General features: G+C 63.9%; 21 protein-coding genes and 1 riboswitch. Of the genes, 7 read left to right on the top strand and 14 right to left on the bottom strand.

All coding sequences use genetic code 11. The features are described from left to right. Window positions 1-8: 8 nt before the first annotated feature. The 3 genes from QZ613_RS17635 to QZ613_RS17625 form a co-directional block, all read right to left on the bottom strand. On the bottom strand, window positions 9-1,049 hold the full coding sequence (locus tag QZ613_RS17635; protein WP_291983338.1) for a cation diffusion facilitator family transporter: 1,041 nt from the start codon (window positions 1,047-1,049) through the stop codon (window positions 9-11). A gap of 181 nt (window positions 1,050-1,230) precedes the next feature. Then, window positions 1,231-4,008 carry an FAD-binding and (Fe-S)-binding domain-containing protein gene (locus tag QZ613_RS17630; protein WP_291983337.1) on the bottom strand — a complete coding sequence of 926 codons (2,778 nt, stop codon included), beginning with the start codon at window positions 4,006-4,008 and terminating at the stop codon, window positions 1,231-1,233. A 462-nt stretch (window positions 4,009-4,470) separates the two neighbouring features. Continuing rightward, window positions 4,471-5,682, bottom strand: coding sequence for a glycosyltransferase 87 family protein (locus QZ613_RS17625; RefSeq protein WP_043567995.1), 1,212 nt, complete (start codon window positions 5,680-5,682; stop codon window positions 4,471-4,473). A gap of 241 nt (window positions 5,683-5,923) precedes the next feature. Here QZ613_RS17625 and QZ613_RS17620 point away from each other — a divergent pair, with 241 nt between their 5' ends. Beyond that, window positions 5,924-6,877: a DMT family transporter gene (locus QZ613_RS17620; RefSeq protein WP_291865888.1), complete on the top strand. Its 954-nt coding sequence runs from the start codon at window positions 5,924-5,926 to the stop codon at window positions 6,875-6,877. Here QZ613_RS17620 and QZ613_RS17615 read toward each other — a convergent pair. From QZ613_RS17615 to rapZ, 10 genes are all read right to left on the bottom strand, one after another. Beyond that, on the bottom strand, window positions 6,874-8,073 hold the full coding sequence (locus tag QZ613_RS17615; protein WP_291865891.1) for a hypothetical protein: 1,200 nt from the start codon (window positions 8,071-8,073) through the stop codon (window positions 6,874-6,876). The genes QZ613_RS17620 and QZ613_RS17615 overlap by 4 nt on opposite strands. Before the next feature lie 44 nt (window positions 8,074-8,117). After that, on the bottom strand, window positions 8,118-8,849 hold the full coding sequence (locus tag QZ613_RS17610; protein WP_043567992.1) for a hypothetical protein: 732 nt from the start codon (window positions 8,847-8,849) through the stop codon (window positions 8,118-8,120). Next, window positions 8,849-9,412, bottom strand: a complete 564-nt coding sequence (locus tag QZ613_RS17605) for a hypothetical protein (protein WP_043567988.1) — start codon at window positions 9,410-9,412, stop codon at window positions 8,849-8,851. Before QZ613_RS17605 ends, QZ613_RS17610 begins: the two co-directional genes overlap by 1 nt. Then, window positions 9,409-9,687 carry a DnaJ domain-containing protein gene (locus QZ613_RS17600; RefSeq protein WP_043567986.1) on the bottom strand — a complete coding sequence of 93 codons (279 nt, stop codon included), beginning with the start codon at window positions 9,685-9,687 and terminating at the stop codon, window positions 9,409-9,411. The genes QZ613_RS17605 and QZ613_RS17600 overlap by 4 nt, the downstream gene beginning before the upstream one ends. Window positions 9,688-9,880: 193 nt before the next feature. Continuing rightward, complete coding sequence (locus QZ613_RS17595) at window positions 9,881-10,231, bottom strand: TfoX/Sxy family protein (protein ID WP_043567985.1); 351 nt, start codon at window positions 10,229-10,231, stop codon at window positions 9,881-9,883. Between the two features lie 10 nt (window positions 10,232-10,241). Then, a complete protein-coding gene (gene metF, locus QZ613_RS17590) occupies window positions 10,242-11,081 on the bottom strand; it encodes a methylenetetrahydrofolate reductase [NAD(P)H] (RefSeq protein WP_043567984.1) in 840 nt (279 codons plus the stop codon). Window positions 11,082-11,091: 10 nt separating this feature from the next. Further along, the gene (locus tag QZ613_RS17585) at window positions 11,092-11,445 is read right to left on the bottom strand and encodes a phage holin family protein (RefSeq protein ID WP_043567982.1); all 354 of its coding nucleotides are present in this window, start codon (window positions 11,443-11,445) and stop codon (window positions 11,092-11,094) included. Between the two features lie 27 nt (window positions 11,446-11,472). Further along, window positions 11,473-12,882, bottom strand: a complete 1,410-nt coding sequence (gene ahcY / locus QZ613_RS17580) for an adenosylhomocysteinase (RefSeq protein WP_043568113.1) — start codon at window positions 12,880-12,882, stop codon at window positions 11,473-11,475. Between the two features lie 105 nt (window positions 12,883-12,987). Continuing rightward, window positions 12,988-13,060: riboswitch (S-adenosyl-L-homocysteine riboswitch) on the bottom strand. Between the two features lie 78 nt (window positions 13,061-13,138). Continuing rightward, on the bottom strand, window positions 13,139-13,513 hold the full coding sequence (locus QZ613_RS17575; protein WP_291983336.1) for a NusG domain II-containing protein: 375 nt from the start codon (window positions 13,511-13,513) through the stop codon (window positions 13,139-13,141). Next, window positions 13,513-14,394 carry an RNase adapter RapZ gene (gene rapZ, locus QZ613_RS17570; RefSeq protein ID WP_043567977.1) on the bottom strand — a complete coding sequence of 294 codons (882 nt, stop codon included), beginning with the start codon at window positions 14,392-14,394 and terminating at the stop codon, window positions 13,513-13,515. The genes QZ613_RS17575 and rapZ overlap by 1 nt, the downstream gene beginning before the upstream one ends. An 82-nt stretch (window positions 14,395-14,476) precedes the next feature. Between rapZ and QZ613_RS17565 the strand changes: the two genes are divergently transcribed. The 3 genes from QZ613_RS17565 (at window position 14,477) to QZ613_RS17555 (ending at window position 18,135) form a co-directional block, all read left to right on the top strand. Beyond that, a complete protein-coding gene (locus QZ613_RS17565; protein ID WP_043568110.1) occupies window positions 14,477-15,655 on the top strand; it encodes a M20 aminoacylase family protein in 1,179 nt (392 codons plus the stop codon). A gap of 334 nt (window positions 15,656-15,989) precedes the next feature. Beyond that, window positions 15,990-16,670: a response regulator transcription factor gene (locus QZ613_RS17560; protein ID WP_043567974.1), complete on the top strand. Its 681-nt coding sequence runs from the start codon at window positions 15,990-15,992 to the stop codon at window positions 16,668-16,670. Continuing rightward, window positions 16,639-18,135, top strand: a complete 1,497-nt coding sequence (locus QZ613_RS17555; RefSeq protein WP_291865904.1) for a sensor histidine kinase — start codon at window positions 16,639-16,641, stop codon at window positions 18,133-18,135. The genes QZ613_RS17560 and QZ613_RS17555 overlap by 32 nt, the downstream gene beginning before the upstream one ends. Before the next feature lie 55 nt (window positions 18,136-18,190). On the opposite strand, the gene QZ613_RS17550 is transcribed toward QZ613_RS17555, so the two are convergent. Beyond that, the gene (locus QZ613_RS17550) at window positions 18,191-19,102 is read right to left on the bottom strand and encodes a LysR substrate-binding domain-containing protein (protein WP_043567970.1); all 912 of its coding nucleotides are present in this window, start codon (window positions 19,100-19,102) and stop codon (window positions 18,191-18,193) included. A 118-nt stretch (window positions 19,103-19,220) separates the two neighbouring features. Here QZ613_RS17550 and QZ613_RS17545 point away from each other — a divergent pair, with 118 nt between their 5' ends. Genes QZ613_RS17545 through tkt form a run of 3 tightly spaced genes read left to right on the top strand, consistent with a single transcriptional unit; the run spans window position 19,221 to window position 23,361 of the window. After that, entirely contained in the window at window positions 19,221-20,303 is a 1,083-nt protein-coding gene (locus QZ613_RS17545; RefSeq protein WP_043567968.1) for a class 1 fructose-bisphosphatase, read from the top strand. A 59-nt stretch (window positions 20,304-20,362) separates the two neighbouring features. Next, complete coding sequence (locus QZ613_RS17540; RefSeq protein ID WP_043567965.1) at window positions 20,363-21,238, top strand: phosphoribulokinase; 876 nt, start codon at window positions 20,363-20,365, stop codon at window positions 21,236-21,238. A gap of 59 nt (window positions 21,239-21,297) precedes the next feature. Beyond that, a complete protein-coding gene (gene tkt / locus QZ613_RS17535) occupies window positions 21,298-23,361 on the top strand; it encodes a transketolase (protein WP_043567962.1) in 2,064 nt (687 codons plus the stop codon). Window positions 23,362-23,395 lie beyond the last annotated feature (34 nt).

Here is a 23,395-nt window from a genome sequence, read left to right as displayed (position 1 = left end):
CTGCGTGTTCAGCTTTCCGGCACGCCGCGTTGTTCGCCAGGCGCCAGCCAGCGAACCGCATTGTGCAGAGGTTCCGGCTGCAGCGTGACGTGCGTGATGCCTTGTTCGGCCAGTACCTGTCGGCTGGCGGCAAGGACCGCCGGCCAGTGGGCCAGCGATTCGACGACCAGGTGCGCCGAGAGGGCGATCCGGTTCGACGAGAGGGTCCAGATGTGCAGATCGTGCACCGAGGCGACGCCCCGCACGCCGGCCAGCTGGCGCCCGACCTGCTCGGTGGACAGGCTCACCGGTACGCCTTCCATCAGCGCCTGCAGTACCTCACGCAGCAGGCGCAGGCTGGAAACCAGCATCAGCGCACAGATCAGCAGCGAGAGCAGAGGGTCGACGGTCGTCCAGCCGGTCCACATGATCACCGCCCCGGAGACCAGGGCGGCCACCGAGCCGAGCAGGTCGCCGAGCACGTGCAGCAGCGCGCCGCGGGTATTCATCGTCTGCTCGCCGTGCATCAACAGCCAGGCGACGCCGATGTTGAGCAGCAGCCCGAGTGCCGCGACGATGGTCACCACCTCGCCGTTGACGTCCCCGGGTTCAAGGATGCGGCGCACGGCCATCACTGAAATGCCGACCACGACCGCGACCATGAACACGACGTTGGCCAGCGCCGCCAGTGTTTCGACGCGGCCATAACCGTAGGTATGGCGTTGTGTCGGCGGGCGCTTCGCGATCCAGGCGGCAAAGGCGGCCAGGGCCAGCGAGGCACTGTCGGTGACCATGTGCCCGGCATCGCCGAGCAGGGCCAGCGATCCCGACCAGAAACCGGCCACTGCTTCGACGGCGGCAAAGCCGAGTGTCAGCAGCAGCGCCCAGATCAGGCGTGGGCCGGCGTCCGCGTGGTGGTGATGGGCGTGGACGTCATGGCCGCCATGCGCGTGATGGTCGTGCGCAGCGTGGCCAGTCGCGTGCGGACCGTGCGTGCCCTGGTCGTCGTGCTCGTGGCCATGATCGTGCGCGCGGGGCTCGGGGTGATCGTGGGGATGGCGTTCACTCATGGTGCCGGCATTCTAGCCGACATCGACGCGGTTCTCACTCCCGGGATGAGACGACGACGCTGCCGTCGGCAACGCGTCCCGCCGTCCGCAACGAAGCTGCCCAGGGAAAGGAGCATCGCTGGCAAATCGCGGTCAACGGGCGGCCAGCGCGGACCATGCCGGCCCAGGGCAGGATCGATCCTCAGCACGCGGTTTTCTCGCCACGGCTGCATTCTTCGAGCAGGTAGGCGACGGAGCGATAGGGCCGGCCGGTCTCCGCAGTAAGGCCGATCTCGCAGGTGCGGCTGGTGGAGACCCCCTCGCAGCATTCGGCCGGCAGGGCTTCATGAACCTTGCGCAGCGCGTGCGCGTTGAGTTCCGGAACGACGAAACCACGATCGCCGGCAAAGCCGCAGCAGGTGACGCCGGCGGGTTCGACGACGTCATCGACACAGGCGGCAATCAGCGTGCGCAGCTTGCCGTCTGAGCCGGTGCGGCGCACGCTGCAATTGATGTGCAGCGCAACCGGCCCTGGCTTGCGGGAAAGTGCCAGGCGAGGCAGTAGCGCGTCGTGCGCGAACTCGTGAAAGTCGAGCAGCGTCAGCCGACCGGCGAGGTGTTTTTGCATGCGCACGGAACAGGTGCTGGCGTCCATGATGATCGGAAAGTAGCCGCCATGACCGTCGTCTGCTGCCGTCAGCAGGGCAGCGGTAACCGCGTTGGCCATTTGTTCTGCCTCCTCGGCCATCCCCTTGCTGGCGAGCATCTGGCCGCAGCAAAGTTTGTCGAAACCTTCCGGCAGGCGCGGCGCATACCCGGCGCGGGTCAGCAATTCCATGATCACTTCGGGAAGCGTTGCCTCTTCGGGGCTATTGGCGCCGAAGATTCGGCCGCCGCAGGCCGGGAAATAGACGACCGGATCGCCGCTGCCTATTCCTTGCGTTGGCGGTTTGCCGGCCTGCGGCATGCCGTGTTTCCAGGCCCCTCCCGAGACGCGCGCGACGACGCGGTCACCGACCACGCGGGAAACCACGTGGCCGATGGACAGTCCTACCCGCGACGCGGTGGCGACCTTGCCGAAATTGTCCACCGTCCAGCTGCCGACTTTGTGCGAGGTGGTGCCCAGGCCGCGGCCGCGCAGCCGGCGGGTCAGTTCTCCGGTGTCGATGCCGACCGGGCAGGCGGTCGAGCACAGGCCGCAGCCGGCACAGGTGTCGAGCCCGTAGTAGGCGAAATCGCGACCGACGTCGGCGGCATCCTCGCCGGCCGCGGCGCGGCGCGAGAGCTCGCGCCAGCTTGCGATGCGTTGGCGCGGCGAGAGCGTCAGCCGGTGCGACGGGCACAGCGGCTCGCAGAAACCACATTCGATGCAGCGATCAACGATGTCCTCGGCGGCCGGCATCGGCTTCAGGTGCTTGAGGTGGGCCTGCGGATCGTCGCTGAGGATGACGCCCGGATTGAGCAGATTGTCGGGGTCGAAGAGAGCCTTGATCTGGCGCATCAGGCTGGTTGCCTGGTGCCCCCATTCCCTTTCCACGAACGGCGCCATGTTCCGCCCGGTACCGTGCTCGGCCTTGAGCGAACCATCGTACTTGTCTACCACCAGGGTACAGATGTCCTCCATGAACCGGGCGTAGCGCTCCACTTCCGCGGCGCTGCTGAAATCCTGGGTAAACACGAAGTGCAGGTTACCCTCGAGCGCGTGACCAAAGATGATCCCCTCCGTGTAACCGTGTTTGCGCAACAGCGCCTGCAGATCGAGGGTCGCCAGGGCCAGGGATTCGATCGGGAAGGCGACGTCCTCGATGATGACCGTGGTTCCGGTGCGGCGCATCGCGCCGACCGAGGGGAAGGTGCCCTTGCGCACTTTCCAGTACATCGCGCAAGTCCCGGCGTCAGTAGAGAACGCCGGCGCTTCGACGGTGGCGATACCCGCCAGTGCGCCGAGCGCGGCGTCAACCCGCTGCTGCAGGAGCCTTTCCGTTTCAGCACGGACCTCGATGAGCAGAGCGGCGGCATCGTCGCTCAGCGTGTGAATGATGGGCGGCAGCCCGGGCTGGCCTTCCACCGAGCGCAAGGCCGCGCGGTCGAGCAGTTCGACGGCGGATACGGGCTCCGGCTTGAGGCGGATGACGGCCTGGCAGGCGGCTTCGATGGTCGGAAAGAACACCAGCGCACTGGCCTTGCAGGGGTCTTCGACGACGGTGCGATAGGTGATGCGCGAGATGAAGGCGAGGGTGCCTTCAGAACCGATCATCAGATGGGCCAGGATGTCGAGCGGGTCTTCATAGTCGACCAGAGCATTGAGGCTGTAGCCGGTCGTGTTCTTGATGCGGAACTTGTGGCGAATGCGCGCGGCCAGTGCCTCATCGGCGCGCGTTGCGGCGCCGAGCTGCTCCAGCCCGTTCAGCAGCGTGGCGTGGCTCTGCCTGAAACTGGCGATGCTGAACGAGTCTTCGCTATCCAGCACCGTACCGTCGGCAAGGATCACCCGTAGCCCGGCGAGCGTATGGTAGCTGTTCTGCGCCGTACCGCAGCACATGCCGGAAGCGTTGTTGGCAGCGATGCCGCCGATCTTGCAGGCGTTGATCGACGCCGGATCCGGGCCGATCTTGCGCCCGTGCCGTGCGAGGCGGTAGTTGACCTCACCGCCGATCATCCCCGGCCCGAGACGCACGCTGGCTGCATCGGCGGCGATCTCGCAGCTGGCGAAGCCGTCGCCGATCAGCGCCAGTACCCCGTCGGTAACGGCCTGGCCCGAGAGGCTGGTGCCGGCGGCGCGAAAGGTCACCGGGCGTCGATGGGCGCGTGCCGCGTGCAGCACGGCCTGGACCTCTTCCTCGGATTCAACCACGGCGACGACCTCGGGGATCAGGCGGTAGAAGCTGGCGTCAGTACCGTAGGCCAGTCGTCGCAGGTTGTCGGTGATCACCTGGCGTCGCGGCAGGATGCGGGAAAGCGCTTCAATCAACGGACTCATGATTCTCTCTCCTTGAGCAGCTTACGCAGGCGTTCTGGCGCCGCTTCGCGGCCGGTCACCAGCAACGAGGTCCAGCCCTGGTCGGGCCCCCGATGATAGTTTGTTTACTCTGCTTGCAGTTATTTGTTACCTCATCGAGGGTCGACGTCCAGCCCGCCACTCCGTGACTCTCCGGCGACGTTTTCGAGACGAGGACGAGATGGCCTTGGACGCGAATGCGCGACCCGGCTTCCCGCGGTCTGGCGGTGCGCGGGTTCTTAACGCGCCAGGGGAGCGGGAGCGGGCGTTTGCTCCGTTCTGTCGTGTCGGGGGCAGCAACGAGATCGCTTCGGGTCTCGGATTGTCGATGGTTGAGGCAATCTCCGTTCGTCCGGGAGCCACGCCTGCTCCTGGCTCGGCCGCTCAGCAGTCGCGTTCAGGTCTGCGGGTGACGGTGACCTTTCCGGCCGTAGGGAAGCGAGGCTACGGTTGATCCGGGCGAGTGCCGATGGCGGGCGCGGCTGTGAGCGCTCGGGATCGCCGAAGTGCTTGCCCTGCCTCGGCGGCCATCTGCCGAATCTGCGCCACCAGGATCGCCAGGAAGACGAACGTCATCAACGGCGACCAGAATTTGTCGAACTCATTCCTGACTCCCTTGCCAAGCACCAGGCCGATCACGTCCGCCAGCAGCAGGATGCTGACCGACAGCAGCACGAAGGTGTGCACCATTCGCGTCTCGCCGCGGTCGAGGAACCACCCCGCCCACAGTCCCAATGCCGGCGCCAGCATGACGTAGCTGTTGGCCTCGTTCATCGGCGTGAACAGCATGATGTAGCTAGTGCTGAAACCCAGCCAGAGGAGGACTCGCCGGAAGTCGCCAGCCAGCCTGGCGGTGAACCAGATGGCGAGGGCCATCGCCACACCGGAGGCGACGCGCACGATCAGTGACGGCGCGCCGGCCAGTTGGAGGTTGAAGGCCATCAGAACGCCGTTGACATCGGCGAAGGTTCGATCGGGCGGGTGGAAGCAATCCATGAGGTTGGTCGCGAAAGCGGCATACAGCGCATGCACATAAGCGCTCGGCGCCAGCAAATAGGGCGCCAGAAGCACCACCAGCACGCCAAGCAGCGCGCGCCACCAGAGACGCGGAAAAGCCATCACCGCGAGGCCAATGGCCGGTATTGCCAGGGGCTTGCAGACCAGCGCCAGGCACAGCCAGACGGTCGCTGCCGACCAACGCCGCTGCTGCAGACAGGCGGCAGCCAGAACCAGGCAGGCGGCCAATTGAGCGCTCGACTGACCGTTACGGATAGCGCTCAGACCGATCGGAAGGCTGAGCAGCGAGACGAGCACGAAGAGCGGGTAGCGGCCTGTGGAAGTGGTCGTTATCGGCCCCGTGCAGCGCCAGAGACCGACGCCGAGACCGGCAAGCGCGGCCCAGCGCCAGAGGATCTCGCCGAGCTCCAAGGGTAGCCAGGCGAAAAGGCCGAAAGCGGGGAGAAACAGCGGCAGGTAATTGAAGCCGACGGAACCGCTATAAACAGGCTGCAGGGACCACCAGTGGGTGACCGCGCCGTGGTAAATCTCGGTCACGCTGCGCGACAGCGGAGCCGTGACGACGATCGCGACCACCAGTGCCGCGGGAAGCAGCCAGATCGCCCAGGCGGCGATACGCCAGTGTTTTTCGTTTTTCATTTTCTTGCGAGCGCACGGTTTTTGCGAAAGTGTACCGCGCCACGCGAGAACTGTCAGTGGGCAGGCCGACATTCCCGCAGCTCAACTACTGAGGTGCCCGGCTCGCCCGGTGCCGGTCCAAGGTGACGCGGTGTGCGTGGTCGATCGTCGTCGGCGTTTACCCGCCGTCGCCGTTGACGTACAGTGAGCACCCGCCTCGTAAGCCAGAGGCCTCCGCAAGCTTCTCTTGTATCGCCTCGGCATGCCCTGGAAAAAATGCTCTTCCGAACGTCTCGGGGTCCTGCTGGCGATTCTCGCGGCGTTCGGCTTCTCGTTCAAGGCGATCTTCGTCAAGCTGGCCTACGCCGTACCGCAGGCGGCGCCGGTCGATGCGATCACCCTGCTTTCCTTGCGCATGACCTTTGCTCTGCCCTTCTTCGCGCTCATCGCGGTGCACGCCAGCCGTGCGGCGCCGTCGCTGTCACGCCGTGACTGGTTGACGCTCGTCGTGCTCGGCCTGCTCGGCTACTACGGGGCAAGCATTCTCGACTTCATTGGCCTCGCCTATATCAGCGCCGGTCTCGAGCGCCTGATTCTGTTTACCTATCCGACGCTGACGGTGATGATCGGCGTGATCTTCATGGGCAAGACCCTGCAGCCGCGGGAGATCGGTGCGCTGCTGCTGTCGTATGCGGGAATTGGCCTGGTCTTCTTCCATGACCTCGAATTCTCGGGTGAGGCGCGGTCGCTACTCATCGGCTCGCTTTTCGTCTTCGCCTCGTCGCTGGCCTATGCCTTCTACCTGGCGGGCAGCGGCAGCATGATCCAGCGCCTCGGTTCGGTGCGCTTCACGGCATTGGCGATGCTGGTGTCGGTACTGGCCACCGAGCTGCACCTGCTCGTCACGCAGCCGTTGTCGGCCTTGCTGCAGCCCGTGCCGGTCTACGCCTACGCGGCGGCGATGGCTCTGTTTTCGACGGTGCTGCCGGTTTTCCTGCAATCAGCGGCGATCCGCCGCATTGGCGCGACCCAGGCGGTGATGATCGGGACCCTCGGCCCGATGCTGACCATCGCCTTTGCCTGGCTGCTGCTCGGCGAGCCGCTTTCCCTGATCCAGCTGGCCGGTGCCGGACTGGTACTGGCCGGGGTGTGGCTGGTCTCGCGGCGTGGACCGCGCGATCGGGCGATCGCCGGTTCGCTGCGCCCACGCGATTAGCGGATGCTGCAGTTTTCCTTCAGGTAGGCGAGCGCCTGGTTGCCGGAAGCGTCGGCGGGGTCGACGAGCGCCTCCTCGAGCTCCGGAAAGACCGTTTTCCAGAGGGTTTCGAGGTCATCCTGCATGGCGTAGGGCGCAAAAGCGCGGATGAATGCCAGCGCTGGTTGGCGTTGCAGGCCCTTGCTCCGGATCTTGCCAATCAGCGTGCGGGCAGCGGCTTTGCTCAGTGCCGGCCGGGGTGGCGTATCGACGGCGAGACAAAGGAAAATCGTCAGCAGGGAGTTGTCGTCGACCTTGCCAGCGGTAATCTTCTGCCAGTCCTGCGACACTCCAGCACTGAACTGGCTGGCCTCCTCGAGGCCAAAATCGCGTAGAAAATAATGCGGCTCAAGCTCGGGAATGATCGTGTTCATCGCCCGCGAGGCGTCGAGGATCCTCGGCAGATCGTCGTTCTCGACCTTCTGCAATTCCTTGCGCGCGACCGCGTGATGGGCTTGCGGCAGCGCCTTGAAGAGCGCCGCGAGGCTCTTTTTCCCCCTGCCAGGCACGCCGTTTTTGCGCAGCCTTGCCAGCAGGTCAACGAACTCAGAGGCGTTGGGCAGTGAGCTTGTCGTGCTGCCGGCGAGATGGACGAGGATTGCGCTGCGGATGATCGACTCGCTGGCGACGGTGGAAATCTCGCTGGCCGGGGCGCCGAGCCTTTCGGCAAACCACAGCGCCGCGTCGATCGTCTGCTGGTAGTCTTGCCGTTCGGCGCGTGCCTGGCGATAGTCGGCACTGCTGCGCAGTGACCAGTCGGCGAGAAACGTCTTCTGCGATTGCTTGACCATGATTCCGAACGATGCGTCCTCAGGCATCGCCCAGAGGCTTTTCAGCATTTCCGAGCCGCCCCGCGAATGCGACAGGAAGCTGCCGTCACGCAGTGATCGTGCCGCCTTTTCGAGGTCGCCACCGCTTTGTTCCTCGAGGAACAGGCTGACCAGATTGACGATTCGTTCGCGTGCCTCGTCGATGTTCGGGCGCAGATACTGGGTGCCGAAATACTCGGCGATCTGCACCATTCCCTTCGGCGCCTCGTCGCCAATGGCGGCAAGCTTCTCCCCATCCAGGATGCCGGCGCGCACGCCGAAGGCGAGCGCGCGTTCGAAAAACGGGCGATCGTCGAAAACGGCGATCTGGCGACGGTCATCGGGCATGGGCAGTCAGCGGGTGGGTTTGGCGGGTGTGACGATTTGCCGGTCTACAACGCGGATTCTTCCTCGGGCTCGCCGGGGGGTCTGCGCTGTTCGTTGGCGCGACTTGCCGTCTCGTCGCTGGCCAACTGCGGTTCTTCGGCACGCGCGCGTGCGCGCAGGATGAGCAGGACATCGCGGAAGATCTCGGGATGTTCGTAACGCAGTAGCCAGGTCAGCTCCATCCAGTCCTGATCGCTGACTTCGCTATGGCTGAGGAAGGGGCGATTGGCCTCCGGATCCGACAGTTCGTCGAGACGTTCGTCGTCGTTCAGGTCGGCGGCTGCTTCATCGATGTCGTCGAAGAAGCCGAAGGTGCCGGTCTTGAAGAAGTGCTCGACGATTTCGCCACGGTCGCAGAGATAATCGGCGAGCGCGTCACAGCCGCCGTCGACTGCCCCGATCGCCTCGATGAACTCTCCGGGATCACTGTCGGCGCGGAAAATGACCGAGTTGATGATCGCCCGCAGGCGTTCGTGGCTGGCGTCGCCATAGCGACGTTCGAGGACGATGGCGCGCGCGAACTGTTCCGGCAGGACCAGCAGGCTGACCACCGATTCCTTCGAGGAATCGAAGTCGCGGAGGATTGCCAACAGGTCCTTGGCGGCAAAATCGTCAAGCGCGACGACCAGTGCGCCGTCGCCGTCACTGTCGACCAACGACGCCAGCGCCGCCTCGGCGCCGACGATATCGCCGACCCGGATCAGCTTCTCTGCGCGTACGAGCACCGGATGACTCATCAGTTATCTCCCGAAGTTCGATCTTTGCGGTCAAAGCCCTGTTCGGCAAGCCAGTCAGCGCCCGCTTCTTCGAGATCGACGTCGTTGTCGGGCTCGACGTCAGCGTCGGTCCGTTCGTCGTCGTAGCCGCCATAGTCGTCGCGCCGCCGAACGCCTGGCTCCGATGGCCCCTTGCTGCTTGCCCGCAGGTACTCCAGACACGCCGTGACGACCAGGAACTGCTCACCGTTCGGGTCGGAGAGGACGATCTTGGCCAGTTCCGCAGCCCAGGGTTGCAGGCGAACCGATTCTTCCCCCAGAACGTCCCACGAGGGCAGGTCTTCAGGGTCCTGCGCCACCAGTTCGCGCATCACTTCCGGGCTGAGAAAATCCATTCCGCCATGAAACGCGACGGCCAGCATTTCCGGGTTGCATTCGATCATCGGCAGCAGATCGGGAAGCTGGCTGCGCTTCAGGCGCAGCCGCTGAGCGAGGACATCGTGTCCCGCCGAGTCGGTCAACAGGTCGTCGAGCTCGGCCTCGTAGGCCGAGCTGAGCTCTTCAAAAAATGGCGACAGCCTCACTGCAATACTCCTTCCAGGTAGTTCTTCCAGATCTCCCGCGCCGTTTCAAGCGGCTTCTCGAGAAGGTTGCGGCGCCGGTTCTCTTCGTAGTCGTGTCGCCGGGTGGCGTCGGAAAGCGTCTCGTAGGCTTCCTGAACGTCGCGGAATCTGTCCGCTGCGTCAGATGCGGTATTGCGGTCAGGGTGGAGCTGCAGCGTCTTCTTGCGATAGGCCTGCTTGACGCCTTCGATAGACGTCTCACTGGTCACGCCCAGTACTGCGTAGTAGTCCTTCATGCATCCTCGTCGGGCGGGTCTGCTGCGGGCTGGCGCGTTCGCCGGGAGTCCAGGCAGGGTGCGCGCGTCCTCGTGCAGCCGGCGAGACGGCGCGACGCGCGCAATTCTAGCCTGAAATCTGCTCTTTCGCCGAGTGCCTGCGCGGGGCGGCGTTCGCTCGCGCTCGGCGCGGCCGGTGTCTGTCGCGGGCGTGCTACTTGGCTGGCTTGCGACTGCGCGCCGCCGCGGCCAGTGCGGCACGTGCCCAGGGCAACATTTCCTCGCCGCTCTCCATCGCCTCTTCGGGCACCGTCCAGTAATTCATGGTGTCGTTGCGGCCGTCCTTGCGCAGGACGCTAAAAGGCCTGCCGCCGACCGCTTCGAAGGTGGCGGCGCTCTGCGCATCCGCCTTGAGGTAAAGGACGTCGTCGGCGACGATCGCAAAGAACAGATCGTCGCAATAAAAGCCCCAGCCGCCGAACATTGCCTTGACGCGCAGCGTGCCGAGCGGAGCGAAGAGTTCGAGAGCATAGCGGACAACTACGGGTAGCTCGCGTGCAGCCATCTTGAGAAACCTATGAAAGGTGGAGGCGCTGCCACAGCTGGGTGGTCAGGGCGTCCTGGTTGAGGGTGTAAAAGTGCAGGCCCGGTGCGTCGTTGGCCAGCAGTTGTTGGCAAAGCCCGCTGACCACGTCGAGGCCGAAGGCACGGATGGACGCGCTATCGTCGCCGTAGCTTTCCAGCTTCTTCCTGATCCAGCGCGGTATTTCCGCACCGCAGGTGTCGGAGAAGCGTGCCAGGCTGCTGTAGCTGGCGATCGGCATTATGCCGGGGACGATCGGCACGTCGATGCCGATTGCCTGGCAATCGTCGATGAAGTGCGCGTAGGCGTCGAAGTTGTAGAAGTACTGGGTGATCGCCGAGTTGGCTCCGGCGTCGAGCTTGCGCTTGAAGTTCACGAGGTCGTCGCGCGGGCTTTTTGCCTGCGGGTGGTATTCGGGGTAGGCGGCGACTTCGATATGAAACCAGTCGCCGGTTTCGGCGCGGATGAATTCGACCAGCTCGTTGGCGTAGCGAAAAGTGCCGGGCCTGGCCATCCCCGACGGGAGGTCGCCGCGCAGCGCGACGAGATGGCGGATGCCGTTCGCGCGGTACTGTTCAAGGATGCTGCGAATGCTTTCGCGCGTCGAGCCGATGCACGACAGGTGAGGCGCTGCCTGGTGGCCTTCGCCCTGGATGTCGAGCACCGTTTCGAGCGTCCGGTCGCGGGTGGAGCCACCAGCGCCGAAAGTGACCGAGAAGAAGCGGGGCTTGAGCGCGGCCATGCGGGCACGCGCGGCGCGCAGCTTCTCGGCGCCTTCGGGCGTTTGCGGGGGGAAAAGTTCGAGGCTGAAAGTACGCTTGTGCTGTGTCATGGGGAGACCATCACTTGCCCTTGCGGGCAGCCAACAGGGAGGAAAGTAGCGACGCGATGATGCTGTACAGCAGCGCTCCGAAGACGCCCGGCCAGAAGCCGTTGACGACGAAGCCTTCGAGCAGTGAACCGGCCAGCCAGAACATCAGGCCGTTGACCACGAACAGGAAGAGGCCGAAGGTCAGCAGCGTGACCGGGAGGGTGAGCAGAACCAACAGGGGCCGCAAGACGGTGTTCACCAGCCCCAGTAACAAGGCGGCGATCAGTGCCGCCGCAAACGATGCCAGCTGTATCGACGCGGGCATCAGATAGGCGACGGCAAGCAGCGCGCAGGCGTTGAGCAGCCAGAGCAGGATCAGTCGCATGACGATCGCCCCTGTTGGTAGCGGGCATCAGTAGCGGTAGTGGTCCGGTTTGTAGGGACCATTCTTGGCGACACCGATGTACGCGGCTTGCGCATCGCTCAATTCGCTGAGCTGCGCGTTCAGCGTCTTGAGCTGCAGGCGGGCGACCTTTTCGTCGAGATGCTTGGGCAGCGTATAGACGCCGACCGGATAATCGGCGGTACGCGTGAACAGCTCGATCTGGGCGATGGTCTGGTTGGCGAACGACGAACTCATCACGTACGAGGGGTGGCCGGTGCCGCAGCCGAGGTTGACCAGGCGACCCTTGGCCAGCAGGATGATGCGCTTGCCGTCGGGAAAGATGACATGGTCGACCTGTGGCTTGATCTCTTCCCAGTCGTAACCCTCGACCGAGGCGACGTCGATTTCGTTGTCGAAGTGCCCGATGTTGCAGACGATGGCCTGATTCTTCATCCTGGCCATGTGCCCATGGTCGATGACGTGATAGTTGCCGGTGCAGGTGACGAAGATGTCGGCCTTGTCGGCAGCGTAGTCCATGGTCACTACCCGGAAGCCTTCCATGGCTGCCTGCAGCGCACAGATCGGGTCGATCTCGGTCACCCAGACCTGCGCGGAGAGGGCGCGCATGGCCTGGGCGGAGCCCTTGCCGACGTCGCCGTAGCCGGCAATCAGGGCAATCTTGCCGGCGATCATCACGTCAGTGGCGCGCTTGATGCCGTCGACCAGCGATTCGCGGCAGCCGTAGAGATTGTCGAACTTCGATTTGGTGACCGAATCATTGACGTTGATCGCCGGGAAGCGCAGCTCACCCTTGGCGTGCATCTGGTAAAGACGATGCACACCGGTGGTGGTTTCTTCGGTGACCCCCTTGACCGCCGCCAGGCGGACCGAGTACCAGGCAGGATCGCTGGCCAGCTTGGCCTTGATTGCCGCGAAGAGAATGGTCTCTTCTTCGGAAGTCGGCTTGGCGAGCACCGAGAGGTCCTTTTCGGCTCTGGCGCCGAGGTGCAGGAGCAGCGTCGCGTCGCCGCCATCGTCGAGGATCATGTTGCTGAAACCGCCGTCGGGCCACTCGAAGATACGGTGCGTGTAGTCCCAGTAATCGGTCAGCGATTCGCCCTTGACGGCGAATACCGGTACGCCGGATGCGGCGATGGCGGCGGCGGCATGGTCCTGGGTCGAGAAGATGTTGCACGACGCCCAGCGCACTTCGGCGCCGAGGGCGGTCAGCGTTTCGATCAGTACGGCGGTCTGAATGGTCATGTGCAGCGAACCGGTGATGCGGGCACCCTGCAGCGTCTTGGCGGCGGCGAATTCTTCGCGAATCGCCATCAGGCCAGGCATTTCGGTTTCGGCGATGCGTATTTCCTTGCGGCCCCAGTCGGCGAGGCCGAGGTCGGCAATGACGTAGTCTTGGGTCTTGCTAAAAGCGTCCAGCACAGGTGGCTCCTTCGGAACTTTGACGGGCAAGGAAGCCGGAGCGTGCCTTACTGAAGGACTTCAGCCTGGGCCCACCCCGCTTCCCATGCCCGGCATGGGTTGGTTGGATGAGCGCCGTTTGAGAAATCCGAGCCTGAAACTGTCGAACGACAGCCCTGCAGCGCCCCTCGGATTAGGCTTGCCATTATAACGCGGATCGCTGTCTGCAAAACCAGGGCATTCGTCACACAGGGACGGCCATGGCGCTCCGCATTCAGTAGGACAGCGAATCGTAAGGCTGCCTGTTTCCCTGCACTTCGACACTGACCTGGTTCGGAGCGCAGATGGCGATCTCTCCGGGCCGCGATAGCCAGCCCTGGCGCACGCAGTACTGGCGTGGGCCAGGATCCGCAGCGATGCGCACACGACGCTGCTCGACGACCACCGTCGTGACGCCCAAGGGGCCTGGGACATCGATGCGGCGATTGCGCGACAGGTCGAGCGCCGAGAAGACTTCGCCGCCACGCCGGACGATCGCTTTTTCAGCAGCGCCGGCCTGCCAGGCGAGCGGGAAAGCGGTGGCGCAGAGGGCCAGGCCCAGCGCCACGATCAGCCAGTCGCCGGGCTTGAACAGCCCGAGCCAGAGCATTACGGGATGTCGAGAGCGGCCATCGGCGGCGGCGCCAATTCACGGTGCCGAACCAGTACCCGGGCACTGCTGCGGAATTCACGTCCCAACCGCTCGGCGAGGTACACCGAGCGGTGCTGCCCGCCGGTGCAGCCGATGGCCACGGTCAGGTAATTGCGACTGTCGCGAACGTACGCCGGTAGCCAGGCACGAACGAAGCCGGCAATGTCGTTGCGCATGCGCAGGACTTCGGGTTCGGCTTCGAGAAAGGAAACGACCTGCAGGTCACGGCCGGTCAGCGCGCGCAGGTTGACTTCGTAGTAGGGATTGGGCAGGCAACGGACGTCGAATACCAGATCGGCGTCAAGCGGAATGCCGTTCTTGAAGCCAAAGGATTCGAACAGCAGCGCCAGGCCGTGGCGGGGATCGGCGTCGTCGTCGGTGGCGACAAACTGGCGCACCCACTCGCGCAGCGAGCTGGGCTTGAGGACACTGGTATCCATGTGGTGCGCGATGGCGGACAGGCCGGCCAGGTGCACACGTTCCTCGGCAATGGCTTCGGTGAGGGTCAGCCGATCGCTGGCCAGCGGGTGCCGGCGCCGCGTTTCCGAGTAGCGCTTGATCAGCGTGTCGTCCTGCGCGTCGAGAAACAGCAGTTGCAGTTCGAGATCCCTGGCGCGCAGGGCGTCGAGCTGTGGCGGGAGCTTGGCGACGCTGTCGCCGCCGCGACTATCGATCACCACGCCGACCTTGTGATAGCCCTGCGCATCGAGTTGCGCGACCAGTTGCGGCAACAACTGGGAGGGAAGGTTGTCCACACAGTAGTAGTCAGCGTCCTCCAGCACTTTGAGGGCGATCGATTTGCCGGAACCGGAGAGGCCGCTAATGAGAACGAGATGCATGTGAGCAAGGATAACGGTGCGCGCCGCCACGAGCAAGCCAGTCTGGCATACACTCGATTTTCCAATTTTTCTGGTCAGGCTCATGAGTCTTTTTGATATTCCCTTTGTCGACGAGCTGGCGGCCATCCGGCGCGACATTCACGCGCACCCGGAGCTTGCTTTCAATGAGTTGCGCACCGCCGATCTGGTCGCGCGCGAGCTGAGCAGCTACGGCCTGCAGGTTCATCGTGGGCTGGCGCAGACGGGCGTCGTGGCGACGCTGCGCAAAGGCAGCAGCGGGCGGGCGATTGGCCTGCGCGCCGACATGGATGCGCTGCCGCTGCTCGAGAAGAACGACTTTTCGCACCGCTCGACCGCCGCAGGCCTGATGCACGCCTGTGGTCACGACGGCCATACAGCGATGCTGCTCGGCGCCGCGCGCTACATGGCCGGGCACGTCGACGAGCTCGATTTTGACGGCAGCGTGCATTTCATCTTCCAGCCTGCCGAGGAGTCGGAGGGAGGGGCTGCGGTGATGATTGCCGACGGCCTGTTCGAGAAGTTTCCGATGGACGCCGTGTTTGGCCTGCACAACTGGCCCGGAATCCCGGTTGGCGAAATGGCGGTGATGCCGGGGCCGGTGATGGCCGGGACGTGCGCCTTCGAGATCTGGGTGCGTGGGCACGGTTGCCATGCCGCGATGCCGCATCAGGGTGTCGACACGCTGGTCGTCAGCAGCCAGCTGGTGCTCGCCTTGCAGACCGTCGTGGCGCGCAACGTCCACCCTTGCGAGTCGGCTGTCGTCAGCGTCACTCAGATGCACGGCGGTGAGGCGTGGAACATCATTCCCGACGATGCCGTCCTGCGTGGCACGATCCGCAGCTTCAATGGCGAAACACAGGTGCTGGTCGAGCGCGCCGTCGAGCGCCTGTGCACCGGCATGGCCAGCGCCTTTGGTGCGCAGATCTCGGTGCGCTTCGACCACCGCTATCCGGCAACGGTCAATAGCGCTGCGGAAAGCGAAGTCTGTCGTCAGGTGGTCAGGGATTTGCTCGGCGCCGACAAGCTGCGGGTCGATGAGCTGCCGTCGATGGGCGCCGAAGACTTCGCCTACATGCTGGCTGAGAAGCCGGGTTGTTACGTCTGGCTGGGCAACGGTCCTGGCAGCGGCGGCTGCACCCTGCACAATCCCCACTACGACTTCAACGACGAAATCCTGCCGCTCGGCATCAGTTACTGGGTACGCCTGGCAGAAACCTGGCTCAAGCGCGGCAAGGCCTGAATCGCAGGCGAATAGGCGAGGCCGTCGGCGATTCGTCAAGACGTCGGCATGACTTTCGGAAGGCCACGACAGGCGAGGGTTTTTTGTTACACTCGCACGGAAAGCGGGGCCATCGTGTCCCCGGCGGCCGCCCGTCCCGTAGCATGACGTTGGTTTCGGCGCCGCGGCAGGGTCGGCAAAAAATGGTGGGGAGTGCCCAGGGCGGTACCCGGACACTCCCCAAGTTCCGGTCGCAACCAGAACTCCGAAGACCATGAAATGGAGAACAGCGTGCGTAGCCTAAAAGCGGGGGCTTACAGGCAGCTTACGTACGCCAGGCAACGAACCGAGATCGATGCGCATCCTTCTTGCTGAAGACGACCGAATCATTGCCGATGGCCTTAGCCGCTCGCTGCGCAAGGCGGGCTACGCAGTCGACTGCGCCTATACGGGAATCGACGCCGATACGGCTTTGATGACCAACGTCTACGATCTGGTGATTCTCGATCTGGGCCTGCCAAAGTTGCCCGGGCTGGACGTGCTGCGGCGGCTGCGTGCCCGCAAGTCGAGCACCCCGGTATTGATCCTGACCGCGCTTGACGGCATTGACGACCGCGTCAAGGGGCTTGACCTGGGTGCCGACGACTACATGGCCAAGCCGTTCGAACTGCCGGAGCTGGAGGCGCGTGTGCGTGCGCTGAGCCGTCGCTCTTCGGGGACGGCACGTCTCATCCAGTGTGGCTTGCTGACCTTTGACCAGACCGACCGCTGCGCGATGGTCGATGGCGAGATGCTCGACCTTTCCGCGCGCGAGCTCGGCCTGCTGGAGATTCTCCTCTCGCGTACCAAACGGCTGGTGAGCAAGGACCAGCTGGTCGATCATCTCTGTGGCTGGGGCGAGGAAGTGAGCCACAATGCCATCGAGGTCTATATCCATCGCTTGCGCAAGAAGCTCGAAGCGACGGGTGTCAATATCACGACCGTGCGCGGCCTCGGATACTATCTTGAGAAACCTGCGGAAGAAACGAGACCCTGACGTCCAGCGCTCGCTGTTCGGCGAGATCCTGGACTGGATGCTTGCACCGCTCCTCTTCGTGTGGCCGATCAGCATCGCTTTCACCCATTACTTTGCCAACAGCGTTGCCAGCTTCCCCTATGATCAGTCGCTGCGCGAACATGTGGCGGCGATATCGCGCCAGATTACCTTCGCCGACGGGCGTCCGCAGCTGGCGATGCCCGGCCTGGCGCAGCTTTTTCTGCGTTCCGACGAGATCGACAACGTCTATTTTCACCTCATTGACGCTGACGGCACCCTGGTTGTCGGAGATCCCGAACTGCCGGTGCCGCCCTTGCCTGCCGGCCTGGGGAGCGTCGAGTCGGGCGAGGTTCATTTCCGTGATGACGAGTACCGCGGCCAGACGTTGCGCGTCGCTTATACCTATGTCTTCGCCAGCCCGGGCTCGCCGACCCATCGCGTTCTGATTGAGGTCGGCGAAACGACTGAGAAGCGTTCCCAGCTGGCGAACAAGATCATTGCCAGCGTGATCCTGCCGCAGTTCGTGATCATCCCTTTGGCGGTCGTGCTCGTCTGGTTCGGGCTGTCGCAGGGACTGCGTCCGTTGACCCGCTTGCGTAACCGTATCGAAGCGCGTCGCGAAGCAGACCTCTCGCCGATTTCGCTGAGTCGCGTCCCCGAGGAGCTGCGACCGCTGACCGAAGCTTTCAATTCGATGCTGGCGCGAATGCAGAACAACGTCGAAGCACAGCGCCGGTTCATCGCCAACGCCGCACACCAGATGCGAACGCCGCTGACCGGCCTGAAGACGCAAGCGCAGCTGGCCATGGGTGAGCGTGACCCGGCCGAGTTGCGGCACGCGCTGAGGCAGATTCTCACCGGCGTCGATCGCGCCTCGCACCTGGTCGACCAGTTGCTGGCGCTGGCGCGGGCCGAGGCGAGCGGGCATTCGCAGCAAACGCTGGTGCCACTCGACCTTGAGCAGTTGCTGCGCGAAATCGTCGAAACCTGGGTCGTGCAGGCGCTCGAGAAGCGCATCGATCTGGGTTACGAACCGGCCGGTCCGGTGCCGATTGTCGGCAACGCCTTTCTCTTGCGCGAGATGATCAACAACCTGCTCGACAATGCCCTGCGCTATACGCCCGCCGGAGGGCGGGTCACGGCGCGGGTGTTCGGGCAGGGCGATTTTGCCCTGCTCGAGATCGAAGACAGTGGCAGCGGTATTTCCGACGACGATTCACACAAGGTCTTCGACCGCTTTTATCGGGCCGACGGCAGCGATGGCGAGGGAAGCGGCCTGGGCCTGGCCATCGTTCGCGAAATTGCCGAGGTCCATCAGGCTGCAGCCAGCCTGCGTCCGAAGACCGGCGACGCGGGTGGAGAAGCGGCGTGCGGCTGTATTGCCAGGATCGTTTTCCCGCTGCGTCGCCTGCAGCCGTCTCGCTTGCCGATACCGGCAGCCACCACGCGCACCGGCTTTGCCTGATCCATGCCGCCGCCGAGCTGGTCGCGCGTGTCGGCTCGCCTTGGCGACCGAATCGTCAGACCCGCTTGCGCAGGTAGGCTGGCGCGAATTCCAGCACGAAATCCCAGAAGGCGGCCAGCGCTGGCGTCAGGTGCTTGCTCTTGTGGCGGACGATGTGCCAGCGGCGCATCACCGGCGTTCCCTCGACCTTCAGGACGCTCAGCCGCCCGGCGCTGAGTTCGAGTCCGAGCGTGTGCTGGGAGAGGAAGCTGATCCCCAGTCCGGCGACGACCGCCTGCTTGATGGCTTCGTTGCTACCCATCTCCATGCCGATGCGCGGCTTGATCGAGCGCTCCTGGAAGAACTCTTCCATCGCCGAGCGTGTGCCTGATCCCGTCTCGCGAACGATCAGCATTTCACTGGCCAGGTCTTCGACGGCGACGCTTGGCCGCCGGGTCAGGGGATGGTCGGCAGCGGCGACGATCACCAGCGGGTGCGGCGCGAAGGCCACCGCCGTGGCGTCGAGGGCCGGCGGCGGCCGGCCCATGATCGCCAGGTCCACCTCGTTGCTGGCGAGCAGGCGAAAGACCGTGTCGCGGTTGTCGATGAGCAGGCGGATACGTACGTCGGCGTGCGTCTTGCGAAACTGTGCCAGCAGCCCCGGCGCGAAATACTCGGCCGTACTGGCAACGGCGATGGCGATGCGTCCGCCTTTCAGACCTTTCAGCGCCAGTAGCGCTTCGTCGGCCTCTTTCAGCGATTGCAGGATCTGGCGCGCGTGTTCGAGCAGGATCTCCCCCGCTTCGGTCAGAAAGACGCGCTTGCCGATGCGCTCGAAGAGCAGGGTTCCACAGACTTCCTCCAGCTGCTTGATCTGCAGCGAGATGGCCGCGTGCGTCAGATGCAGACTCTCGGCCGCCCGCGCAAACGAGAGATGGCTGGCGGCGACCGAAAAAATCTGCAGCTGACGGATAGTCGCGTTTCTCATCGGTTAGTTTTCATTAAATAAAATAGACAATAGCTTTAACTAGAGTTTTTCTATCAGGCGGCTAGAATCGGGGCATCGCTGATCGACCAGCCAAGATTTCATCTTCCGGAGTACCGCCATGCTATGCGGACGTACCAATGTCAACAAGTTCCTGATCGAAGAGCAGCGCCGCAATCCGTCGCTGGTCGGTGATTTTTCAATGCTCATGAGCGACATTGTTCGTTCCTGCAAGGCCATTGCCCAGGGCGTCTCGCGTGGTTCTCTGGCCGATCTGCTGGGTGATGCCGGCAGCGAAAACGTCCAGGGCGAAGGGCAGAAGAAGCTCGACGTCCTCGCTAACCAGGCCTTCCTCCGCCACTGCGAGTGGGGTGGTCACCTGGCGGCGATGGCCTCCGAGGAGATGGAGGATATTTTTCCGATTCCCTCCGAAAACCCCCGCGGCCGCTATCTGCTGGTTTTCGACCCGCTCGACGGTTCATCGAATATCGACGTCAACCTGTCGGTGGGGAGCATCTTTTCGGTCCTGCGCTGCCCCGAGAATTGTAGTGGCGGGGCGCCGACGGCGGTCGATTTTCTGCAACCGGGCGCGCAGCAGGTTGCCGCCGGCTACGCGCTCTACGGACCATCGACAATGCTCGTACTGAGCGTCGGCAACGGAACGCATGGTTTTACGCTCGATCGCAACATAGGCGAATTCCTACTCACCCACCCGAACCTGGTGATCGCGCCGGAAACGCGTGAGTTTGCCATCAACGCTTCCAACGAGCGCTTCTGGGAGCCGCCTGTGCAGCGCTACGTCAGCGAGTGTCTGGCCGGGCAGAGCGGCGTTCGCGGCAAGGACTTCAATATGCGCTGGGTGGCGTCGATGGTTGCCGAAGTTCATCGCATCCTGATGCGCGGCGGCGTTTTCATGTACCCGCGCGACAGCAAGGATCTGTCCAGGCCCGGTCGCTTGCGCCTGATGTACGAAGCGAACCCGATGGCCATGATCGTCGCCCAGGCGGGTGGCCTGGCGTCAACCGGCAGCCAGCGCATTCTCGACGTGCAACCGACCAGCCTGCACGAGAGGGTACCGGTGATTCTCGGTTCGCGTGACGAGGTCGAACGAATCGAACGCTACCATCGCGAGCACGAGACCGGTGAGGATCAGCCCTTCAGTTCGCCGTTGTTCTCGACGCGTACCCTGTTCCGGGACGATTGAGCCCGGTATCGGGCAGCCGCGCGGACACCGTTCAACTTCAGTTACAGGAGGAATTTCCAATGTCGATCAAGAACCCGGTCATCGCGATTACCGGTTCCTCGGGCGCCGGAACCACGTCGGTGACCAAGGCCTTCCAGCACATCTTTCGGCGCGAGAACCTCAACGCCGCGATTATCGAGGGCGACAGTTTTCATCGTTACGATCGCCTGGAGATGCGCGAGAAGATGGCCGAGAAGGCGCTTGCCGGTGACCACCAGTTCAGTCACTTCGGACCCGAAGCCAATTTGTTCGCCGAACTCGAAGCCTTGTTCCGAACGTACGGCGCGAGCGGTGGTGGCAAGAGTCGCCACTATGTGCATGACGATCTTGAAGCCGAGCTTTACGCTTCTCCACCGGGAACTTTCACTCCCTGGGCTGACCTCCCTGCAGGGACCGACCTCCTGTTCTACGAAGGTCTGCACGGCGCGGCGCGTACCGAAACCGTTGACGTCGGGCGCCATGTCGACCTGTGCGTCGGTGTCGTCCCGATCATCAACCTCGAATGGATCCAGAAGCTGCATCGCGACAAGGCGCAGCGCGGTTACTCAACCGAAGCGGTGGTCGATACCATCCTGCGACGGATGCCTGAGTACATCAACTACATCTGCCCGCAGTTTTCCAGGACGCACGTCAATTTCCAGCGCGTGCCAACGGTCGACACCTCGAATCCGTTCATTGCCCAGGATATCCCGCAGGCTGACGAAAGCATGCTGGTGATCCGTTTCGCCAATCCTCATGGCATTGACTTCCCTTATCTGCTGAGCATGCTGCATGGTTCGTTCATGTCGCGCCCGAACATCATCGTCTGCCCAGGCGGCAAGATGGGTCTGGCGATGCAGATCATTTTTACGCCGATGATCATGCAGTTGATGGACAAGAAGCGCCGTACGCGCTGAACGCCATCGCCACGCACTGGTCGACGACAGTTGCCCTACCCTGAGGGAAGGAGATTTCCGTGCCCACCGCATCCCGCAAGCTACGCCGCCGCTGCGCCAACGCCCTGCGCTTTCTCGCCATTGACGCCGTGCAGGCGGCGAACTCCGGTCATCCCGGGATGCCGATGGGCATGGCCGACATCGCCGAGGTCCTCTGGCGTCATCACCTGAAGCACAATCCGGCCAATCCGTGCTGGGCCGACCGCGACCGTTTCGTGCTCTCCAACGGGCATGGCTCGATGCTCCTCTACGCGCTGCTGCATCTCAGCGGCTACGACCTGCCGATCGAGGAGCTGCAGCGCTTTCGACAGCTGCACTCGAAGACGCCCGGTCACCCCGAGTTCGGGATCACCACCGGGGTCGAAACGACCACCGGACCACTCGGGCAGGGGCTGGCCAACGCCGTCGGCATGGCGCTCGCCGAGCGCCTGATGGGCGAGACCTTCAACCGCCCGGCGCACAAGATCGTCGACCACTACACCTATGCCTTCATTGGCGACGGCTGCTTGATGGAAGGCGTTTCGCACGAAGCCTGTTCCTTGGCCGGGCGCCTGTCGCTGTCGAAGTTGATCGTCTTCTACGACGACAACGACATTTCCATCGACGGGCGCGTACAGCCGTGGTTCGCCGACGACACGCCGCAGCGTTTCGAGGCCTACGGCTGGCGGGTGGTAGCCCATTGCGACGGCCACGACGCCGATTCGATCGAGGCAGCGATTCGTATTGCCAGGACCCAGACCGGGCGGCCGACGCTGATCTGCTGCAAGACCATGATCGGTTTTGGCTCGCCGAACAAGGGCGGTACGCATGAGGTGCACGGGGCGCCGCTGGGTGCGGCCGAGATTGCCGACACGCGCCGCCTGCTCGAATGGCCGTTTGCCCCTTTCGAAATCCCTCCTGATGTTCGTTCTGGCTGGGACGCGCGCGTTTCTGGAGCCGACGCCGAGAATGACTGGAAGCTGCGCTTTGCCGCGTATCGTGTCGCCTACCCGGAGCTGGCCGCCGAGTTTGCCCGTCGCATGCAGGGCGAGTTACCTGCCGACTGGAGCCGGCACGTCGCCGCGTTGCTCAAACAGTGCGCAACACCGGCTGGCGCCGTCGCCACGCGCAAGGCTTCGCAGAATGTCATCGAAGCGCTGGCCCCTGTGCTGCCAGAGCTGCTCGGTGGCTCGGCCGACCTGACCGGGTCGAATCTGACCAACTGGAGCGGCACGCGCCCGGCCAACCGCGAACAGGCCGGCAACTACATCAACTATGGGGTGCGCGAGTTCGGCATGACGGCGATCGCCAACGGCATCGCGCTGCACGGCGGCTTCATTCCGTATACCGCGACTTTCCTGGTCTTTTCCGATTACGCACGGAACGCAATTCGCCTCGCCGCGCTGATGAAGCTGCGCCAGCTGATGGTCTACACGCACGACTCGATCGGCCTCGGCGAGGACGGCCCGACGCATCAGCCGATCGAGCACGCGGCGTCCCTGCGCCTTATTCCCGGGCTGGACGTGTGGCGCCCGGCCGATGCCGTCGAGACGGCGGTCGCCTGGACTTCTGCCCTAGAACGAAGCGATGGCCCTTCGTGCTTCCTGCTTTCCCGGCAAAACCTGCCGGCGCTGGCGCGCAGCGCCGCGCAGATCGCCCGCATCAAGCTCGGCGGCTACGTCATCGGCGACGCGGACAGCGTCGCAACGAGCGTGCTGCTGATCGGCACCGGTTCCGAGTTGAACATCGCCATCGCCGCGCGGGCGGCACTCGAAGAGGAAGGAATCGTCGCGCGCGTGGTTTCGATGCCGTGTACGCGGCGTTTCGATCTGCAGCCGCTGGCGTACCGGCAGCAGGTGCTGCCGCCGTCGCTGCCGGCCGTCGCTATCGAGGCCGGGCATCCCGATCTGTGGTGGAAGTACGTCGGCGGCAACGGTGCCGTCGTCGGAATCGACCGTTTTGGCGAGTCGGCGCCGGCGGCCGATCTCTACGATTTCTTCGCCATCAACGTGGCGAGCGTTGTCGCCGCGGCGCGCCGCCTGGTGAAGGCGCCGTCATCAGCCGCGAAAAAGGCTCTGCCAGGCAAGGCGGAAAGGGGCAGCTGACGAGAGACGAAACTTTGGCCTTGGGGCAGGAAAA

Origin of the sequence: Candidatus Accumulibacter sp. ACC005, assembly GCF_907163215.1 — a bacterium.
In the GTDB taxonomy this organism is placed as follows: Bacteria; Pseudomonadota; Gammaproteobacteria; order Burkholderiales; family Rhodocyclaceae; genus Accumulibacter; species Accumulibacter regalis.
This window is presented reverse-complemented; position numbering and strand designations above follow the sequence as displayed.

What these genes read in the sequence shown, in the direction of transcription:
- QZ613_RS17595 (WP_043567985.1), bottom strand. Translation starts at nt 10,231, where the DNA reads ATGGCTGCACGCGAGCTACCCGTAGTTGTCCGCTATGCTCTCGAACTC.
- QZ613_RS17600 (WP_043567986.1), bottom strand. Translation starts at nt 9,687, where the DNA reads ATGAAGGACTACTACGCAGTACTGGGCGTGACCAGTGAGACGTCTATC.
- QZ613_RS17560 (WP_043567974.1), top strand. Translation starts at nt 15,990, where the DNA reads ATGCGCATCCTTCTTGCTGAAGACGACCGAATCATTGCCGATGGCCTT.
- QZ613_RS17625 (WP_043567995.1), bottom strand. Translation starts at nt 5,682, where the DNA reads ATGAAAAACGAAAAACACTGGCGTATCGCCGCCTGGGCGATCTGGCTG.
- rapZ (WP_043567977.1), bottom strand. Translation starts at nt 14,394, where the DNA reads ATGCATCTCGTTCTCATTAGCGGCCTCTCCGGTTCCGGCAAATCGATC.
- QZ613_RS17585 (WP_043567982.1), bottom strand. Translation starts at nt 11,445, where the DNA reads ATGCGACTGATCCTGCTCTGGCTGCTCAACGCCTGCGCGCTGCTTGCC.
- metF (WP_043567984.1), bottom strand. Translation starts at nt 11,081, where the DNA reads ATGACACAGCACAAGCGTACTTTCAGCCTCGAACTTTTCCCCCCGCAA.
- QZ613_RS17610 (WP_043567992.1), bottom strand. Translation starts at nt 8,849, where the DNA reads ATGAGTCATCCGGTGCTCGTACGCGCAGAGAAGCTGATCCGGGTCGGC.
- QZ613_RS17550 (WP_043567970.1), bottom strand. Translation starts at nt 19,102, where the DNA reads ATGAGAAACGCGACTATCCGTCAGCTGCAGATTTTTTCGGTCGCCGCC.
- QZ613_RS17635 (WP_291983338.1), bottom strand. Translation starts at nt 1,049, where the DNA reads ATGAGTGAACGCCATCCCCACGATCACCCCGAGCCCCGCGCGCACGAT.
- QZ613_RS17630 (WP_291983337.1), bottom strand. Translation starts at nt 4,008, where the DNA reads ATGAGTCCGTTGATTGAAGCGCTTTCCCGCATCCTGCCGCGACGCCAG.
- QZ613_RS17620 (WP_291865888.1), top strand. Translation starts at nt 5,924, where the DNA reads ATGCCCTGGAAAAAATGCTCTTCCGAACGTCTCGGGGTCCTGCTGGCG.
- QZ613_RS17540 (WP_043567965.1), top strand. Translation starts at nt 20,363, where the DNA reads ATGTCGATCAAGAACCCGGTCATCGCGATTACCGGTTCCTCGGGCGCC.
- QZ613_RS17565 (WP_043568110.1), top strand. Translation starts at nt 14,477, where the DNA reads ATGAGTCTTTTTGATATTCCCTTTGTCGACGAGCTGGCGGCCATCCGG.
- QZ613_RS17575 (WP_291983336.1), bottom strand. Translation starts at nt 13,513, where the DNA reads ATGCTCTGGCTCGGGCTGTTCAAGCCCGGCGACTGGCTGATCGTGGCG.
- QZ613_RS17545 (WP_043567968.1), top strand. Translation starts at nt 19,221, where the DNA reads ATGCTATGCGGACGTACCAATGTCAACAAGTTCCTGATCGAAGAGCAG.
- QZ613_RS17615 (WP_291865891.1), bottom strand. Translation starts at nt 8,073, where the DNA reads ATGCCCGATGACCGTCGCCAGATCGCCGTTTTCGACGATCGCCCGTTT.